Genomic DNA, 16,402 nt, shown 5'->3' with positions numbered 1-16,402 from the left:
GTCAACACGGAGCGTATCGCGGCCGTCTTGTGAGATGCATTGTAGCAGCGGCGAAATGCGCCTCACGGACATCATCACAAGTCCAGACGCAACCGTGGCCCAACCTCTACAAAACCCGCGGACAGATAGAACGCAAGCGTCCGGGCCCACCGTGGCTGATCAGGCGCGCCGACGTCGAGTCGCTTCCATCCTCGTTCCTTGCCGAACTTCGTAGCCTCGCGGACCAGCGCTGCAGCTACTCCACCCGACCGGTATTCCGGCCGAACGTATAGCTCCGTGATCTGTCCGAAAGCTCCTCCCGCATATATCGCCACGCCTTCTGTCATGAGAATTACGCCTACCGGACTCTCGCCTTCGAGCGCCACATATCCGAAGCACCGACTCGTTTGGCTCAGAACAGCTTCGGCGATAGACACTCGGTCCGCAGGTTCAAGTTCGCCATTGAGAAGCTCCGTCAGAAGCTCATCCACAAGGTGCGCAACGAAATATGCATCGGTCGGTGCAACAGGACGGATATGCGTCATGGTGATCCCCTTTTACTATCTCGCGCGGTGCGGTCAAAAAGCTGTTGGCCTGACACTCATCCACGGCAATGCCTCATATAATGGCAACACGTAGTCATCTTTGAACTGTTCCTTCACTGAAGGCGCCATGCCAAAATCTCAGAACCAGCCGCCCGCTGGAGAATCTCCGGACATTGAGGTAGCAGAGAAGCAGATCGACCCAGCAGTAGAAAAAGTGTCCCGTGCTTTGTCTGCGCAGATTCATGCCTTTCGAACGTCAGCAGGAATCGCTTCAGGCACGCTCGCGAAAATGGCCGGCATTTCGCATTCGATGCTCTCGAGAATCGAAAAAGGAACGGCGACGCCATCGATAGAAACGCTCACGCGGCTTGCGAATGCTTTGGGCAAACCGGTGTCGCGTTTTTTCGTCGACCAGAGCGAACGCCACGACTGCTCGTTCGTACCCGCTGGACAAGGCGTGACTGTCGACCGCGAAGGTTCGTCGTACGGCCACATCTATCGGCTCGTTGGCCACGTATTGTCAGGCAATCTTTCCGTGGAACCGTATGTCGTTACGCTCGACGAGAAGTCCCAACCCTGGTCAACCCACCAGACAACTGGAATCCAGTTCCTTCACGTGCTTGAAGGCAAGATGAAATACCGGTACGCCAATCGGCTCTACGATCTGAAACCCGGTGATAGTTTGCTGTTCGACCCGAATGCGGCGCATGGTCCGGAAGACATCGAGAGCGTGCCGGTCAAATTTCTCGCCGTATTCTTCAACATCCGGGAATACAGCTAGAAAATTGAGGCCACCGCTCCTGCATCGGCCTCTCGCACATGTCGGTTTACCGCTGTGACCGCTGCAGTTCTGCGAATTGCTTTGCTACGACGCTCTCCCGACTGGCGACAATCTCTCCTGCCCCAACACGCTCCCGGCCGTACACAATCCACGCGTCATCGGGCGACCCGATCGTTGCATCCACCCGCAGCTTCTCCGGTTGAGAATCAAAATAGTATCGATAGACAAGCGCGGAATCGCACTCTCCTTTCATCAGTCGCTCGAAGGCCACTGGAATTGAGACCGCCGGAATCAGTTTCGAATACGAACTGAGGTCGGCGTATTCATCCGTTGCAGGGGAAACCAGCGAGATTGTTTCCGGCTTGCTCACCTCTTTACGCGTGAGGATCGCCAATGTTTGACTCGGCGAAATAAAGGTGTCGACAACGAATCTCTCGCGGAAGTTACTGCCCATCACGCGTGGGGTATCTGGATGAACCGCGCACTGAACAAGATAGTCGATTTCGTCCGCGTCAAACGCAGCCAGGGCATCGTCGAAATTGCCGAAGAGTTTGACCTCGGCCTCAAGCCCGTGGAATTCAATGTAACGACGAGTCACGTACTCGTGGTTCGTCCCGGATGGGCCGAGCGTGCCAAACCTGATTGTGGCCATGCTTTACTCCTGAAAATTCGCGCGCATCTTCAACGTGGCGCATTCATTTTTGAATCATCTGACTGAGGAAGCGCTTCGCGCGTTCAGTCTTCGGTGCGTCGAAGAAATCGGCGGGCTCGCTGTCTTCCACGATTTCGCCCTGGTCCATGAACAGAATGCGATCGGCCACCGCTCTTGCGAATCCCATTTCGTGCGTGACGCAAAGCATAGTCATGCCGTCTTGCGCGAGCAGCGTGAGCGTATCGAGCACCTCTCTGACCATCTCCGGGTCAAGTGCCGACGTCGGTTCGTCCAGAAGCATGATGGTGGGCGACATGCAAAGCGCTCTCGCGATAGCAACCCGCTGCTGCTGACCACCGGAAAGCTGCGCGGGGTATTTCGTGGCGTGACTCGCAACGCGAACACGTTCAAGCATTTCGAGCGCCCGTGCTTCAGCCTCCTTCCGCTTCAGTCCGCGAACACGCATCGGAGCCAGGGTGCAGTTTTCCAGCACCGTCATGTGCGGAAACAGATTGAAATGCTGAAACACCATGCCAACGTCGGCACGCACCATGCGCACATGTTTCGCATCGCCGGTGAGCTCGATTCCGTCGACGTGCACATCTCCCGAATCATGCTTCTCAAGCCGATTCACGCAGCGAATCAGTGTCGATTTTCCAGAACCGGACGGCCCGCACAGAACGATTTTTTCGCCGCGGCGGACATTCAGCGAAATAGAGTTAAGTACATTGAACGCGCCGAAACTCTTTGAGAGTCCCTTGATCGATATGGCGAGTTCGTTGTTCGGTACCGTATTCATGGCGGAAATCCTGTGCGTTTCGTGCGACTCAACTATCGAGCCGCGTAGGTGTCTGGGCGTGGAATGCGCGAGCCGCCGGGCTCTCCTTCCAAGCTACAACCTGACCGTCAGACAATCGCTCACGGCCATAGACAATCCACGGATCGTCAACGGTACCGATTCGCTCGTCGATTCTGAACCGCGTGGGGTTTTCGATTGCAAGAGACGAGTACGTCAGACCACTTTCGTATTTGCCTGAGAGAAGTCCATCCGCAACCGACGCTGTCGAGGTCTCCGGAATGAGCGTCAGTCCATCTGTATTGACATAGTCACGCGTGGCCGGTTGAAGTGCGAGCGTTCGAGGTGTGCCGATATCAACTCGGGTCACCACCGCCATGTCTTTGCTGGAAGAGACGAAGGCATCGATGACGAACAATTGCTTGCGGTACTTCGCGACGATGTCGGCCGTTGAAGGATGCACTGCAACCTGAACGATATAGTCGGCCTCGCCGTCGATCACCATGCGCGCGGCCTCGTCAAAGCTCAACACCAGAGTCATCGATGCTTTTTCTTCCAGACCGTGATGTTGAATGTATCGGGCAGTCACAAACTCGTGATTGCTACCACTGGGCCCAAGTGTCAGAAACCGAAGCAATTTGCGTTTCTCCATTAACTTTGTGTAGGGGACTCGGGAACATGAGTCCGCCTATAAAGATGTGCTGCAAGAAGACTAGGCTATGTGGGTGTCGCCAGAATCTGAAGACTTCAGCATTGCGGGTTGCTTAGGTTTTCGAGGATTGGCGACGTTGGTGTCCTTGCCTGTTCTGCGTGCGATGTTCTGCTCGAGGATCCGGAACGCATGCGACAGAAAGAACGTCATCGCGAGATAAATCAATCCCGCTCCGACGAAAATCTCATATGGCGCATAGGTCTCACTCACCAATAGCTTCGACGTTCCCGTCAATTCCATGATGGTCACCGTCGATGCCAGCGACGTCGCCTTCAGATTCAGAATCGTTTCGTTGGCGTACGCGGGGATTGCAATACGAATGGCGATCGGTGCTTTAACGCGACTGAGTATCGAAGCTCGACTTAGCCCGAGTGCCTCGGCAGCTTCCACGATGCCTTTGGGCACCGCAGACAGTGCCCCCATCAAAATGCGCGCCGTGTACGCGCCCGAATTCAACCCCAGCGCAATGACGGCGCAGGTGAACGGGTCACGCAGAAGCGGCCAGAACACGGAGTGTCGAATAAAAGAGAACTGTCCAAATCCATAGTAGAGAAAGAACAGTTGCACGAGCGCCGGCGTGCCGCGAAATGCGCCGATATAAAACTTGACGCAAGCGCTCAGAACCTTCGACGAACTCAATCCCATGAGCGCTGTGGGCACACCCACAATGAGACCCACAACCACGATGCAGACAAACAACTCAAGCGTGACGGGCAACGCAGCAAGCAGACGCGGAAGACTCGAAATGAGCAATGAGAAATCAAACATGGCTCACCTCGCCAATGCGGTCGACGTCTTGCGTCGAACCGTACTAAAGACATTTGTCAGGGCGAAGCTGAGAACAAAGTACAGCACGCCGGCAACAAGGTAAAAGAAGAATGGGCGATTGGTTGCCTCAACGGCGAAGCCTGTTCTTCGCATCAAGTCTTCCAGGCCAACCAGCGAAACCAGCGCCGTTTCTTTCAGGAGTACGGTCAGTTGATTCCCGAAAGCCGGGACTGCGAGGCGCCACGCCTGGGGTGCAATAACGTGGACAAAACTCCCCGTACCCGTCAACCCCAGCGCTGCGGCGGCTTCAAACTGCCCGCGCGGAACCTCCAGAATCGCTCCCCGGAAGATCTCCGTTGCATAGGCGCCAAACACCAGTCCAAGCGACACCGCACCCGCACCGAACGCATTGATTTCAATGGATCGGCCGAGGACATGAGAAAGGGTTGCGCTGCCGCCGTAGTACACCAGGAAGATGACCAGCAGGTCCGGAACACCTCGTATCGTGGTTGTGTAGGCCCCGGCGAAATGACTGAGAATCCGCATGGGAGACAACTTGGCAGCGGCCATCAGGATTCCGATGACCGAGCCGATCGCTGTGGCCGCGAGTGCGACCAGCAACGTCGTCACGGCCCCGAGCAGGATGAGCCCGCCATAACCATTCAGAGTGAAATCGACCATGCTGGCTCCCGCTTTACATCAGAGAGAAAGGGAAATACTTCTTTCTGATCTGATCGTAGGTGCCGTTCGCCATGATTGCGGCCAACGCAGCGTTAATCCGATTACAGAGCTCGGCGTTGTCGAGACGAACGGCAATTGCGTTTCCGTCTCCGAGTACGCCGCCTTTGAATTCGGGTCCGACGAACGCAAAGTCTTTCGAGTCAGGCCGTTTGAAGAAGTCGGAGTAGAACGTCGCCTTGTTGCCGATGATGAGGTCGACACGACCTGCAACGAGGTCCAACTCCGGCTGACGCGTATCGTCATACAGAACGAGTGACGCCGTCTTGTCGTAACCGTTAGCGACCAGCCACTGGTGCTGCGAGGCGCCGCGTTGAACGCCGATGCGTTTGCCTTTCAGGCCCGCAGGCGACACGTCCTTGATCCCGCTGTCTTTCGCCGCGATAAAGCTGGACGTCGTGTCCTTGTACTTGTTGGTGAACAGCACCTGTTTGCGACGCGCGGGCGTTGTCGACATCGACGCAACGATTGCGTCATACCGATTGGCCTGAAGACCGGGAATGATGCCGTCCCATGCCTGCGCAACGATCTGGCATTTCACCTTCATCTGTGCACAGAGGGCATTCGCAATGTCCACATCGAAACCCTCCAGCTGGCCGGAGGCATCTTTAAAGCTCCACGGAGGATAGGTGCCCTCTGTGGCGACTCTCAGCGTGTCGCCCTCGGAAAAAGCGGGCACCGACATGACCAACGCTGTCGCCGCCAGGGCGCAGGTGACCAATCCTCGAAGACGTTGAAACAGGCTGTGTGACATGGCAACTCTCTCGTCGCGATTGCTGCGCCCCGGATGTTCCGTCGCATTGGAAGTAAAGGTAGCCCGTCGTTAATTTAACGTCAATATTTTAATTTTATGCAAATTCCCTAATCGGGTTTACGCTCAGATGGGCACCGCGGGATGGGTCGAAAGTCGTGCCGTAGACGGAACTCGGGACGTGCGTCGACCTTCCCGGAGACGGGATGGAAGCACGTGTTCGATGGGCTTAGCGAGCGTGCGGCAAGCGAGGCGCTGCAGGGCTGTCACGCGGGTCGGGTGAATATCCGGCGCGTGTGTTTGTGGTCAGCCGGCGCGTTTGTTTCGTTGAGCGCGATTTGCTCGCCAGCGAATCAGCAGGCCGACCAATGCGGCGAAAGCCGCAGTGGCCGCGTAGCCGGCGAGGCGAATGGCATCCTCACTCGGGAGACGCGAGACCAACACAATGACGATGGCGATTGCAAGTAGCGCGATACATGCGATTGCCCATTTCATCTCCGTCTCCCCTGAAGTTTGATGTGCTGCCGGATGCACGGCTATCTCGCCGTTTTGTTAAGCATACCCGCGAGTGAGGCACCGTCGCTTCGTTGCGACTCAAGCAGCCACCCCTCTGCCACTTCCGTGCGCCTGCTCAAGGATGAACTCGATAAAACTCGCTGCCGCCCGCGTGTGATGCCGGTTCGGCATGTAGAGCAGGTACATGTTCGTACCGAAGATGCTTAGACGCCATTCATCGAGCGCCGTCACCACGTCGCCGCGGCGCAGGTCGTCCTGCACCACGTAGTCGGGCACCAAACCGACGCCTAGACCGGCCAGCACCGCCTGGCGCAAGAACAGGAAGTTCTCGGAAATAATCGTCGGCTCAAGCAGCACTTCGTGGCGTTCGTCGCGCAGATACGCCGCCACCCGCAACTGCCTGCCGACCACCGCCGCCGTAATCAAGGGCGCAGTGCGCAAATCATCGAGACGCACCGGCATGCCGCGACTCGCAGCAAAATCCGGCGACGCGCAGGCAACGTATCGCACCGGCCCCATGTCTCGTGCGACGAGATTCTGCGGCGGCTCCGACATCACCCGAACCGCGATGTCGACCTCGTCGCGCATCAGGTCCTCGACCCGATTCTCGAACATCACGTCCAGCACGATGCCCGGATACAGACGCTTGAACGCGATCAGCCAGTCCGACATCACCAGTTGCCCGTAACCGCTCGGCACACTCAACCGCACCCGCCCCTGCAAGCTCTGCCCGAGCGTAGTCACCGATTCGCGCGCGGCCAGCAGCGCATTCTGAATGGTGCGGCCATGCTCGTATAACTGCAGACCGATTTCAGTCGCTTCGACCCGGCGCGTGGTGCGCCTGACCAGCTGCAGCCCGATCGAGCGCTCCAGCTGGTTCAGGTGGTAACTCACATTCGCTCGGCTCATTTTCAGCCGGCGCGCGGCTTCGCTCAGGTTGCCCGCGTCGAGGATATCAACCAGCAAGGTCAGCGAATTGACGTCCATGGCATAACCTTTGTCAAAATATCTTTGACAGTCTGTCAACCGTCTATGCAATTGTCAATAAACCTTGACCAACCCACAATCGGAGAATTCGCCAGGCCCGGTATGCCCACTCTGCCCCGATATCAATCAGGAGACGACACGATGACCCTCAACCCTTCCGCCGACGTTGTAACGCGCGAATTGCGCGGCAAAGTCCTGCTGGTGACCATCGACCACGCACCGGTCAACGCCTTGTCCGCCGACGTGCGGCGCGGCCTGCTCGCCGCCATCGAAGCAGCGGATGCCGACAAGGCGGTCGAAGCCGTGCTGATCGTCGGCGCCGGGCGCAACTTCATCGCGGGTGCGGACATTCGCGAGTTCGGCAAGCCGCCGGTGCCGCCGTCACTGCCGGACGTGTGCAACCGTATCGAGGCATGTTCGAAGCCGGTGGTGGCCGCTATTCACGGCGCTGCGCTCGGCGGCGGCCTGGAAGTGGCGCTCGCAGCGCACTACCGTCTCGCCGTGAATGGCGCGAAGCTCGGTTTGCCTGAAGTGCAACTGGGCCTGCTGCCGGGCGCAGGCGGCACACAGCGTACGCCGCGTCTGATCGGCGCGCAGGCCGCCCTCGATCTGATCCTGAGCGGTCGCCACGCCAGCGCGAAAGAAGCGCTCGCGCTTGGCCTCATCGACCGGTTCGGCAGCAGTGACGACATCCTCGCTGAAGGACTCGCCTACGCGCAGGAACTGCTGGCCGCTCACGCGCCGGTACGGCGCACGCGCGATGCCGCTGCGCTCAGCGACCGCGCAGCGAGCCTCGCCGCCGTCGCCACGGCGCGCGCGGAAACGGCGAAGAAATCGCGCGGTCTGTTTTCCCCGCTAAAAATCGTCGATGCCGTGGAAGCCGCCATCGAACAGCCTTTCGAAGAAGGCCTGCGGCTCGAACGCAAACTGTTCCTCGAATGCATCGACAGCCCGCAGCGCGCCGGCCTGATTCACGCGTTCTTCGCCGAACGCGAAGTGCTCAAAGCCCCGGAAACACGCGATACCAAACCACGCGCGCTGAACAAGATCGGCGTGGTGGGTGGCGGCACGATGGGCGCGGGCATTGCCGTCGCCGTGCTCGATGCCGGCCTGCCGGTGACGATGATCGAGCGCGACGACGCGTCGCTCGCACGCGGTCGCGCGCACATCGAAAAGGTCTACGACGGCCTGATCGCCAAAGGCCGCATGAGCGCGGAAAAGAAAGCCGACGTGATGACACGCTGGCAAGGCAGCACTTCATACGACGCGCTCGCCGACACCGATCTGGTGATCGAAGCGGTATTCGAAGACCTGTCGGTGAAAAAAGCCGTGTTTGCCGAACTCGATCGCGTTTGCAAACCGGGCGCCGTGCTCGCCACCAACACGTCGTATCTCGACATCGACGCGATTGCGGCCAGTATTTCCCGTCCTGCGGATGTGATCGGCCTGCACTTCTTCTCCCCCGCCAACATCATGAAGCTGCTGGAAGTGGTGGTGCCGAAGCAGGTCAGCGCCGACGTGGTGGCCACCGCGTTCGAACTCGCCAAGAAGCTGCGCAAGACGCCGGTGCGAGCCGGCGTGTGCGACGGTTTCATCGGCAATCGCGTGCTGGCGGTGTATCGCAGCGCGGCCGACGCGATGATGGAAGACGGCGCGTCGCCGTACCAGATCGACGCGGCCGTGCGTGCGTTCGGCTTCCCGATGGGCCCGTTCCAGGTGGTCGATCTGGCAGGCGGCGACATCGGTTGGGCCGCGCGCAAGCGGCGCGCGGCCACACGGAACCCCAACGCGCGCTACGTGCAGATCGCCGACCGTCTTTGCGAACGTGGCTGGTTTGGCCAGAAGACCGGCCGTGGTTTTTATCTGTACCCCGAAGGTTCGCGCAGCGGCGCACCCGACCCTGAAGTCGAGGCCATCATCGACGCCGAACGCGAGCGCGCCGGCATCACGCCGCGCACGTTCACCGACGAAGAAATCATGCGCCGCTACATGGCCGCGATGATCAACGAAGGCGCCAATGTCGTGCACGAAGGCATCGCGCTGCGGCCGCTCGATGTCGACGTGACCTTCCTCTATGGCTACGGCTTTCCGCGCTATCGCGGCGGTCCGATGAAATACGCCGATAGCGTAGGCCTCGCCACGGTTCTCGCGGACATTCGTGAATTCGCCAAAGAAGACCCGCTGTTCTGGCGTGCGTCGCCGCTGCTGGTCGATCTGGTCGAGCGCGGCGAGGATTTCGCGAGCCTCAACCAGTCAGCTTGAGACAGCACGTTATTTGGAGCATTCTCGACCGACAGGGGGCGCGCCCGCCTGCCCGCTCACTCGCCGGTCCGGTAAATATCTAGGGGAAGAACCCGCTATGGATCTGAACTTCACGCCTGAAGAAGAGGCTTTTCGCACTGACGTGCAGCGGTTTTTGCGTGACAAACTCCCGCAACGTCTCGCCGACAAAGTACACGGCGGCCGCCGCCTCACGCGCGACGACATGGCCGAGTGGCACGCGATTCTCAACGCGCAGGGCTGGCTCGCCAATCATTGGCCGAAGGAGTACGGTGGCCCAGGCTGGAACGCCGTGCAGAAATTTATCTTCGAGAATGAATGCGCATTGGCGGGCGCACCGCGCGTCGTGCCGTTCGGCGTCAACATGCTCGGCCCGGTGTTGATCAAATACGGCAACGAAGCGCAAAAGCGCCACTGGTTGCCGCGCATTCTCGATGGTTCGGACTGGTGGTGCCAGGGCTACTCAGAACCGGGCGCGGGCTCAGACCTCGCATCGGTCAAGACCACCGCGGTACGCGGCAGCGATGCGCAAGGCGAACACTACATCGTCAACGGTCAGAAGACGTGGACCACGCTTGGCCACTACGCGAACATGATCTTCTGTCTCGTGCGCAGCGCCACCGACGTGCGCAAGCAGGAAGGCATCAGCTTTCTGCTGATCGACATGAACACGCCAGGCGTCGAAGTGCGGCCGATCATCACGCTCGACGGCGAGCATGAAGTCAACGAAGTCTTCTTCACGGATGTGCGTGTACCGGCTGAGAACCTCGTGGGCGAAGAGAATAAAGGCTGGACCTACGCCAAGTACCTTCTCACGTATGAGCGCACCAATATCGCGGGCGTTGGCTTCTCGGTCGCTGCGTTCAACCGGCTGCGCAAGATCGCCGCGAAGCAGCAACGCAACGGACGGCCGCTCGCTGAAGATCCGTCGTTTGCCGCACGCATGGCGCGCGTCGAGATCGATCTGGAGAACATGAAGACCACCAATCTGCGCGTGATCGCGGCGGTGGCCGGCGGCGGCGTGCCGGGCGCCGAGAGTTCGATGCTGAAGATTCGTGGCACCGAGATTCGCCAGGAGATCTCCTCGCTCACGCGCCGTGCGATGGGGCCGTATGCGCAACCGTTCGTCGAGGAAGCCTTGCACGATGGCTTCGAGGGTACGCCAGTCGGTCCAGACGAAGCCGCGAGCGCTGCCTCGCTCTACTTCAACAACCGCAAGCTGTCGATCTTCGGCGGCTCCAACGAAATCCAGAAGAACATCATTTCCAAAATGATCCTGGGACTGTAAGGGGCGGACGTCATGAATTTCCAGCACACCGAAGACCGCCGCATGCTGGCGGATACGCTCAACCGTTTTGTCACCGAGCAATACGCCTTCGAAACGCGCGACCGCATCGCAGGCTCGCCCGAAGGCTTCAACACCGACCTGTGGAATCGCTTCGCGGAACTCGGCATTATCGGCGCGTTGTTCGATGAATCGCAGGGCGGATTTGGCGGTGGCGGCTTCGATATCGCCGTCGTATTCGAGAGCCTGGGTCGCGGCCTCGTGGTCGAGCCGTTTCTCGATACGCTGATCGTCGGCCAGGCGATCGCGCGGGGCGGCAATGAAGCGCAAAAGGCCGCGCTTGGCGAATTGATCGACGGATCCCGGATCGTTGCGCTCGGGCATGGTGAGCCGGACGGCCACTACGAACTGTCGCGCGTCACAACACGTGCTCAGCGTGTTGGCGACGCATGGCAGTTGAATGGCGCGAAGGCGGTGGTTCAGCTCGGCGAGCACGCTTCCGTTTTTCTGGTCTCCGCACGCACCGCAGGTGCTGATGACGCCGAAGCCGGCATCACGCTCTTCCTCGTGCCGCGCGACGCCGCGGGTGTCAGCGTGCGTGGCTATCGCAAGATCGACGGCGGCCGTGCGGCCGAGATCACGTTCGACAACGTCATGCTCGCCGACGATGCGGTGCTCGGCGCAGCTGGAGAAGGCTTTGCGACGCTCGAATACGCGATCAGTTGCGGCGTGCTTGCGTTGTGTTCCGAAGCGGTCGGCGCGATGGATGTCGCGAAAGACTACACACTCGAGTACCTGCGCACGCGCAAGCAGTTCGGCGTGCCGATCGGCAGCTTCCAGGCGTTGCAACATCGGATGGCGGATCTGCTGCTCGAGATCGAGCAGGCGCGATCGGCGGTGATCAATGCTGCGGCAGCGCTTGGCGCTGAGCGTACGGCGCGGGAACGCGCGGTGTCAGCGGCGAAATACAGTATCGGCAGGATAGGGACGATGGTCGCCGAGGAATGTATTCAGTTGCATGGCGGTATCGGCATGACGTGGGAGTTGCCGATGGCGCACTATGCGAAGCGGCTTGTGATGATCGACCATCAGTTGGGCGATGAGGATCATCATCTCGAGCGGTTTATCGCGCTTGGTAGAGGGTGAGAGCTGGTTTCCAGGCTTGCTTCGAATCGGCGCCGCTGTGGTGGTTTTCCGGCGGCGCTGCCCTCGTCCGTTTGCATCTGTCAAAATCGCAACACCTCATCCGCCTTGATGATCGCCTCGGCGACGGTTTCGATGTGTTCGCGCTTCACCATGGCTTGTGAGCGCAACAGGTCGTAGGCCTCCTGCTCGGAAAGATTGCGCGTTTCCATAAGAATGGTCTTGGCCCGCTGGATCTGTCGTTGCTCGGCGAGCTTGTCCTCAACGCGCCGCACATAGCGCTCCATTTGCAGGCGGTTGCGGTGCTGATTGAGCGTGACGGCAATCGCCGTCAGCAGGCCGAACGAGCGCACCGGTGACGGCACCACGCAATACGCGCCAAGCTGCATGACCGCCTCGATGATGATCGGATTCTCGTAGCTGACGACCGGAATCACCGGGGGGGCGCCCTTCGCATTCATCCACGGCAGGCTCACCGAAAGTGTCTCTGGACGGACCGCGAGAAACACGACATCGGTGGCGTCCGGCAATGTGTCGAGCGCGGGCCAGGTCATCTGGACCTTGCAGCCGATACGGCACAGCTGCCCCAGTAGTTCCTCCCCGTCCTGATCCTGAGGGTGGATGGCCAGCACGCTTAGCGAGCGGATATCGCGAAGCGCCTGAGGGGTGCGGGAAGACGAGCGCTGCTTCATGAGCGCACCTCGTCTGGTCCACCGTGCGATTCCGCCTCGTCGACTAGCGAGTGCGAAATGACAAACGGATCCGCTCGCGTCCACCCGGGTGAATCGCTCAGGATATCGAACTGGCCATGCCGGTTAAGGCGCCCTATACGAGGATGCAGATAGGTATGGTGATTGTGTTCGTCAATCCGGATACGCCCCTGCGGCGCATTCAGCTCGAGCCCCGGCAGCGTCTTGAGCAAGGCATTGGTGTCATCCCCGCCTGTGATACGCATTGCGTTGGCGAGCACATGCATCTGGAAATAAGCCGCTTCCCAGCACATATCGGTCACGACGCCACTGCCGAAGCGCTGGTGATAGTTGGCGAGGCAACGCTGATTGACGGGGTCGCTCACCGATTGAAAGTAAGTCGCCGCGGTGATGTGCCCTTCGCCGAGCGCGGCGCCCATCGCGGCGACTTCCGTTTCACTGGTTGTCAGGCTCGCGATCGGCGTCTTGTAAGGATCGAGCCCTGCCTCCGCAAACGCGCGGTACATGTGCGAGATACCGCTGCCCACTACGGTCGAGAAGACAAAGTCCGGCGCCTGCGCCGCGATCTTCTTCGCCACGCTTAGATAGCTGGACCAGCCGGCATCGAGCGGCAGATAGATTTCTTCGAGTTTCTCGCCCCCCCGCTCGAACACGAGATCGCTCATGATGCGGTTCGACTCGTAAGGGTAAATGTAATCTGAGCCCACCATGAACACGCGCGAACCGAAGTGGCCCAGCATGTAGTCCGCGAGCGGCAAGCTGTTCTGGTTCGGCGCGGCGCCGGTGTAGATCACGTTGCGGCTGTACTCGAAGCCTTCATAGAGCGTCGGATAGAACAGCAATGCGTTGTGCCGCTCGACGATCGGAATCACCGCCTTGCGCGTGCTCGACATATAGCAGCCCACCACAACACGGATCTGCTCCTCGACGATCAACTGTTCAATCAGTGCGGCGTAACGGGCCGGCGTCGAAGCCGGATCGCGAAACACCAGTTGCAGCTCACGACCATTGATGCCACCGGCGTGGTTGATTTCTTCGGCTGCCAGGATCGTCGCGCGCTGCTGCGACAACTCGATCGGCGCGGTCACACCGGACGAAGAGAACAACACGCCGACCTTGATCGGTTCATTGGGTGATGAGGTCATAGTTCAGCCAGAGAGTGACGGCAGGTTGAGCGGCCCACCAGCGCGCAGCGCTGTGCACGACTCCGGTTCCATGCACGGGCATTGTGCGTGTTCACCCCAGCTTGGGGAACGCACTGCGCGGCGAAGAATGAAACCGGAACGGCGATCACGGCCTGCGAGCTGACGGTAATGTACTGTTCCAAAAGGCATTGCGCGCGGATTGCTTGCATGAGGCCATCAGAAATTCGCATGCACGCTGCCAATGGCACAGCTTTTGCGTTATCGCTGCTCGTGATCGAGTGTGAAGCCGAGACCTGCACCCTCGATCCTAACGAGTTTCGTTGTGCGAGACAAAGGCGTCTTGCATGACACCGGCCAAAAAAGCCCGAAAACCAGCTAATCGCTGGTTTCGGGCTTTTTTTTGTCTTTAACTTTTGTGAAGGGCGCCATGAAGAACAACAGACGTGACTTTTTGAAGACCGCGATCGCCACCGCCGCAGCTGGTGCAATTCCCGGGTCGCTGATGCTGGCCTCGCGTTCTGCTGCGGCTGCGGACCCGGTGAAGGTCGGCATCCTGCACTCGCTTACGGGGACGGTCGCGATTGCTGAAGCCCACGTCGTCGATGCCGAGAAGCTCGCGATCGACGAAATCAACGCCGCGGGTGGCGTCCTCGGCCGCCCGATCCAGGCAATCGTTGAAGACGGTGCGAGCGATTGGCCGACCTTCGCGGAGAAGGCGCAAAAGTTGATGGAAAGCGACAAGGTCGCCGCTGTATTCGGCTGCTACACGTCAGCGTCGCGCAAGGCCGTACTGCCTGTGTTCGAACGCTATAACGGCCTGCTCTACTATCCGACGTACTACGAAGGGCTCGAGATGTCGAAGAACATCATGTACACGGGTCAGGAAGCCACTCAATCGGTGATCCCGGCCGTCAACTGGCTGGCCAAAAACAAGGGCAAGAAGTTCTATCTGATCGGTTCGGACTACATCTGGCCGCGCACGACCAACCGCATCGCGCACCCGACCATTGCGAAAGCAGGCGGCACTGTTGTCGGCGAAGACTACTTCCCGCTCGGCACCGTCGAGTTCTCCTCGGTCATCAACAAGATCAAGGCCGCCAAGCCCGACGTGATTCTTTCGACGATCGTGGGCGGCTCGAATGTGGCGTTCTACAAGCAACTGAACTCGGTCGGCATCACCGGCCAGAATCAGCCGATCATGGCGCTCGCGGTGACCGAAGAGGAAGCCATCGGCATCGGCCGCGACAACCTGACCGGCGTGCTCTCGTGCATGGGCTACTTCCAGAGCGTGCAGAACCCGGTGAACGCGAAGTTCGTTCCTGCGTTCAAGGCAAAGTACGGCGCCGACCGCGTGATTGGCGACACGATGGAAGCGGCCTACACGTCCGTCTATCTGTGGAAGCTGGCGGCGGAAAAGGCCAAAAGCTTCGCCGTGGAGAAGGTGGTAGCGGCGTCGTCGAATCTCAGCTGGGACGCACCAGAAGGACAGATCCATTTCCACGTCAGCAACCATCACCTGTGGAAGCACGCGCGGATCGGCGCCTTCAAACCGGACGGACAGGTCGACATTCTTTACGAATCGCCGCTCATCGAACCGAATCCGTTCCCGAAACTCGGCTGAGCGAATTCTCATGTCATACCCGGCGCCGATGGGTCGCCCCTGCCTATCGCGCCTTGTTTTCCAGGCATCCTTTCCGGCAAAAGAACTGCGATGACTCTCGATACTTTTCTGACCCAGGTCTTCAACGGCTTGTCGCTCTTCACGGTGCTGGCGCTGATGGCCATCGGTCTTGCGATCGTGTTCGGCCTGATGGGCGTCATCAACATGGCGCACGGCGAATTGATGGCGCTCGGCGCGTATATGACTTATCTCACCTCGCTCGTGTTCGCCCGCTATCTGCCTTCGCTGATGGGCGCGTATTTCCTCGTCGGTATCGTGGTGGCGTTCGTGGTAACGGGGGCAGTCGGTTTCGTATTGGAACGCTCGATGATCCGCTTTCTCTACCACCGGCCACTCGACACGATGCTGGCAACCTGGGGGTTGTCGCTGGTGTTGCAGCAGCTCTACCGTCAACTATTCGGACCGATCGATGTGAGTGTGCCCACCGTGACATGGTTGCAGGGTGCATGGAATCCGACGCCTGGGATCGCGATTCCGCTCTCCCGCATCTTCATCATTGGTCTCACGCTGGCGGTGGCGCTCGCGGTGTATCTCTTTCTGTTTCGCAGCCGCTGGGGGCTGCGCATCCGCTCGGTGATGCAGAACCGCGCGATGGCAGGCGCCGCCGGCATCAATACCGAGCGCGTGGACGCAGTGACCTTCGCAGTGGGCTGCGGCCTCGCCGGAATTGCAGGCAGCGCCCTCACGATGCTGGCCTCGACCGGACCGGTAACCGGGCAGCAATACATTGTCGACACCTTCATCGTTGTCGTGTTCGGCGGCGTCGAGAGTCTCGTCGGCACATTCCTCTCGGCGTTTTCGATCGGACAGTTGCAATCGATGTTCGAGCTGGTGCTGAGCGGTTCGATGGCGAAGGCAGCCATTCTGCTGCTGGTGATCGTCGCACTGTACTTCCGGCCCAATGGGCTCTTCGCACTCAAGGTTCGCCGCTAA

17 protein-coding genes are annotated in these 16,402 nt (G+C 59.6%); 6 read left to right on the top strand and 11 right to left on the bottom strand.

From position 1 onward, the window contains the following. Positions 1-74: 74 nt before the first annotated feature. Positions 75-524: a GNAT family N-acetyltransferase gene (locus tag KHO30_RS22580; RefSeq protein ID WP_200651089.1), complete on the bottom strand. Its 450-nt coding sequence runs from the start codon at positions 522-524 to the stop codon at positions 75-77. 127 nt (positions 525-651) lie between these two features. Here KHO30_RS22580 and KHO30_RS22575 point away from each other — a divergent pair, with 127 nt between their 5' ends. Beyond that, a complete protein-coding gene (locus KHO30_RS22575) occupies positions 652-1,305 on the top strand; it encodes a helix-turn-helix domain-containing protein (protein WP_200618904.1) in 654 nt (217 codons plus the stop codon). Between the two features lie 46 nt (positions 1,306-1,351). Here the strand turns inward: KHO30_RS22575 and KHO30_RS22570 are convergent, their stop codons facing one another. The 8 genes from KHO30_RS22570 to KHO30_RS22535 all read right to left on the bottom strand — a co-directional run bounded on the left by KHO30_RS22570 (position 1,352) and on the right by KHO30_RS22535 (position 7,225). Further along, entirely contained in the window at positions 1,352-1,957 is a 606-nt protein-coding gene (locus KHO30_RS22570) for a hypothetical protein (protein ID WP_093643207.1), read from the bottom strand. A gap of 43 nt (positions 1,958-2,000) precedes the next feature. After that, the gene (locus tag KHO30_RS22565; protein WP_211702380.1) at positions 2,001-2,756 is read right to left on the bottom strand and encodes an amino acid ABC transporter ATP-binding protein; all 756 of its coding nucleotides are present in this window, start codon (positions 2,754-2,756) and stop codon (positions 2,001-2,003) included. Between the two features lie 28 nt (positions 2,757-2,784). Continuing rightward, a complete protein-coding gene (locus tag KHO30_RS22560; RefSeq protein WP_211702378.1) occupies positions 2,785-3,294 on the bottom strand; it encodes a hypothetical protein in 510 nt (169 codons plus the stop codon). A 171-nt stretch (positions 3,295-3,465) separates the two neighbouring features. After that, positions 3,466-4,233, bottom strand: a complete 768-nt coding sequence (locus tag KHO30_RS22555; protein WP_093643213.1) for an ABC transporter permease — start codon at positions 4,231-4,233, stop codon at positions 3,466-3,468. Between the two features lie 3 nt (positions 4,234-4,236). Further along, positions 4,237-4,914, bottom strand: coding sequence for an ABC transporter permease (locus KHO30_RS22550; RefSeq protein ID WP_093643216.1), 678 nt, complete (start codon positions 4,912-4,914; stop codon positions 4,237-4,239). A 13-nt stretch (positions 4,915-4,927) separates the two neighbouring features. Continuing rightward, positions 4,928-5,725: a transporter substrate-binding domain-containing protein gene (locus KHO30_RS22545; protein ID WP_200618907.1), complete on the bottom strand. Its 798-nt coding sequence runs from the start codon at positions 5,723-5,725 to the stop codon at positions 4,928-4,930. Between the two features lie 303 nt (positions 5,726-6,028). Then, positions 6,029-6,217 carry a hypothetical protein gene (locus tag KHO30_RS22540; RefSeq protein ID WP_200618908.1) on the bottom strand — a complete coding sequence of 63 codons (189 nt, stop codon included), beginning with the start codon at positions 6,215-6,217 and terminating at the stop codon, positions 6,029-6,031. A gap of 99 nt (positions 6,218-6,316) precedes the next feature. Continuing rightward, a complete protein-coding gene (locus KHO30_RS22535) occupies positions 6,317-7,225 on the bottom strand; it encodes a LysR family transcriptional regulator (RefSeq protein ID WP_211702376.1) in 909 nt (302 codons plus the stop codon). 141 nt (positions 7,226-7,366) lie between these two features. On the opposite strand from KHO30_RS22535, the gene KHO30_RS22530 reads away from it, so the two are divergent. From KHO30_RS22530 to KHO30_RS22520, 3 genes are all read left to right on the top strand, one after another. Beyond that, entirely contained in the window at positions 7,367-9,487 is a 2,121-nt protein-coding gene (locus tag KHO30_RS22530; protein WP_211702374.1) for a 3-hydroxyacyl-CoA dehydrogenase NAD-binding domain-containing protein, read from the top strand. 97 nt (positions 9,488-9,584) lie between these two features. Further along, a complete protein-coding gene (locus tag KHO30_RS22525) occupies positions 9,585-10,793 on the top strand; it encodes an acyl-CoA dehydrogenase family protein (RefSeq protein WP_211702372.1) in 1,209 nt (402 codons plus the stop codon). 12 nt (positions 10,794-10,805) lie between these two features. Beyond that, positions 10,806-11,936 (top strand): acyl-CoA dehydrogenase family protein, encoded by a 1,131-nt coding sequence (locus tag KHO30_RS22520; protein ID WP_211702370.1) that lies wholly within the window; start codon positions 10,806-10,808, stop codon positions 11,934-11,936. Between the two features lie 80 nt (positions 11,937-12,016). Here the strand turns inward: KHO30_RS22520 and KHO30_RS22515 are convergent, their stop codons facing one another. Together KHO30_RS22515 and KHO30_RS22510 are read right to left on the bottom strand one after the other, a co-directional pair. Then, positions 12,017-12,625, bottom strand: coding sequence for an ANTAR domain-containing response regulator (locus KHO30_RS22515; RefSeq protein ID WP_093643238.1), 609 nt, complete (start codon positions 12,623-12,625; stop codon positions 12,017-12,019). Beyond that, positions 12,622-13,788 carry a transporter substrate-binding domain-containing protein gene (locus KHO30_RS22510; protein WP_093643241.1) on the bottom strand — a complete coding sequence of 389 codons (1,167 nt, stop codon included), beginning with the start codon at positions 13,786-13,788 and terminating at the stop codon, positions 12,622-12,624. The genes KHO30_RS22515 and KHO30_RS22510 overlap by 4 nt, the downstream gene beginning before the upstream one ends. A gap of 427 nt (positions 13,789-14,215) precedes the next feature. Between KHO30_RS22510 and urtA the strand changes: the two genes are divergently transcribed. Continuing rightward, the gene (gene urtA / locus KHO30_RS22505; RefSeq protein WP_211702368.1) at positions 14,216-15,409 is read left to right on the top strand and encodes an urea ABC transporter substrate-binding protein; all 1,194 of its coding nucleotides are present in this window, start codon (positions 14,216-14,218) and stop codon (positions 15,407-15,409) included. Positions 15,410-15,499: 90 nt separating this feature from the next. Further along, positions 15,500-16,402, top strand: coding sequence for an urea ABC transporter permease subunit UrtB (gene urtB / locus KHO30_RS22500; RefSeq protein WP_211702366.1), 903 nt, complete (start codon positions 15,500-15,502; stop codon positions 16,400-16,402).

It is taken from the genome of Paraburkholderia aspalathi (assembly GCF_905220735.1).
Lineage (GTDB): Bacteria > Pseudomonadota > Gammaproteobacteria > Burkholderiales > Burkholderiaceae > Paraburkholderia > Paraburkholderia aspalathi.
The sequence above is the reverse complement of the archived record's forward strand: the minus strand, read 5'-3'. Positions and strand labels throughout refer to the sequence as shown.

Bases quoted from the DNA above. Each gene is read 5' to 3' on its own strand.
- KHO30_RS22580 (WP_200651089.1), bottom strand. From the start codon at position 524: ATGACGCATATCCGTCCTGTTGCACCGACCGATGCATATTTCGTTGCG.
- KHO30_RS22575 (WP_200618904.1), top strand. From the start codon at position 652: ATGCCAAAATCTCAGAACCAGCCGCCCGCTGGAGAATCTCCGGACATT.
- KHO30_RS22570 (WP_093643207.1), bottom strand. From the start codon at position 1,957: ATGGCCACAATCAGGTTTGGCACGCTCGGCCCATCCGGGACGAACCAC.
- KHO30_RS22565 (WP_211702380.1), bottom strand. From the start codon at position 2,756: ATGAATACGGTACCGAACAACGAACTCGCCATATCGATCAAGGGACTC.
- KHO30_RS22560 (WP_211702378.1), bottom strand. From the start codon at position 3,294: ATGACTCTGGTGTTGAGCTTTGACGAGGCCGCGCGCATGGTGATCGAC.
- KHO30_RS22555 (WP_093643213.1), bottom strand. From the start codon at position 4,233: ATGTTTGATTTCTCATTGCTCATTTCGAGTCTTCCGCGTCTGCTTGCT.
- KHO30_RS22550 (WP_093643216.1), bottom strand. From the start codon at position 4,914: ATGGTCGATTTCACTCTGAATGGTTATGGCGGGCTCATCCTGCTCGGG.
- KHO30_RS22545 (WP_200618907.1), bottom strand. From the start codon at position 5,725: ATGTCACACAGCCTGTTTCAACGTCTTCGAGGATTGGTCACCTGCGCC.
- KHO30_RS22540 (WP_200618908.1), bottom strand. From the start codon at position 6,217: ATGAAATGGGCAATCGCATGTATCGCGCTACTTGCAATCGCCATCGTC.
- KHO30_RS22535 (WP_211702376.1), bottom strand. From the start codon at position 7,225: ATGGACGTCAATTCGCTGACCTTGCTGGTTGATATCCTCGACGCGGGC.
- KHO30_RS22530 (WP_211702374.1), top strand. From the start codon at position 7,367: ATGACCCTCAACCCTTCCGCCGACGTTGTAACGCGCGAATTGCGCGGC.
- KHO30_RS22525 (WP_211702372.1), top strand. From the start codon at position 9,585: ATGGATCTGAACTTCACGCCTGAAGAAGAGGCTTTTCGCACTGACGTG.
- KHO30_RS22520 (WP_211702370.1), top strand. From the start codon at position 10,806: ATGAATTTCCAGCACACCGAAGACCGCCGCATGCTGGCGGATACGCTC.
- KHO30_RS22515 (WP_093643238.1), bottom strand. From the start codon at position 12,625: ATGAAGCAGCGCTCGTCTTCCCGCACCCCTCAGGCGCTTCGCGATATC.
- KHO30_RS22510 (WP_093643241.1), bottom strand. From the start codon at position 13,788: ATGACCTCATCACCCAATGAACCGATCAAGGTCGGCGTGTTGTTCTCT.
- urtA (WP_211702368.1), top strand. From the start codon at position 14,216: ATGAAGAACAACAGACGTGACTTTTTGAAGACCGCGATCGCCACCGCC.
- urtB (WP_211702366.1), top strand. From the start codon at position 15,500: ATGACTCTCGATACTTTTCTGACCCAGGTCTTCAACGGCTTGTCGCTC.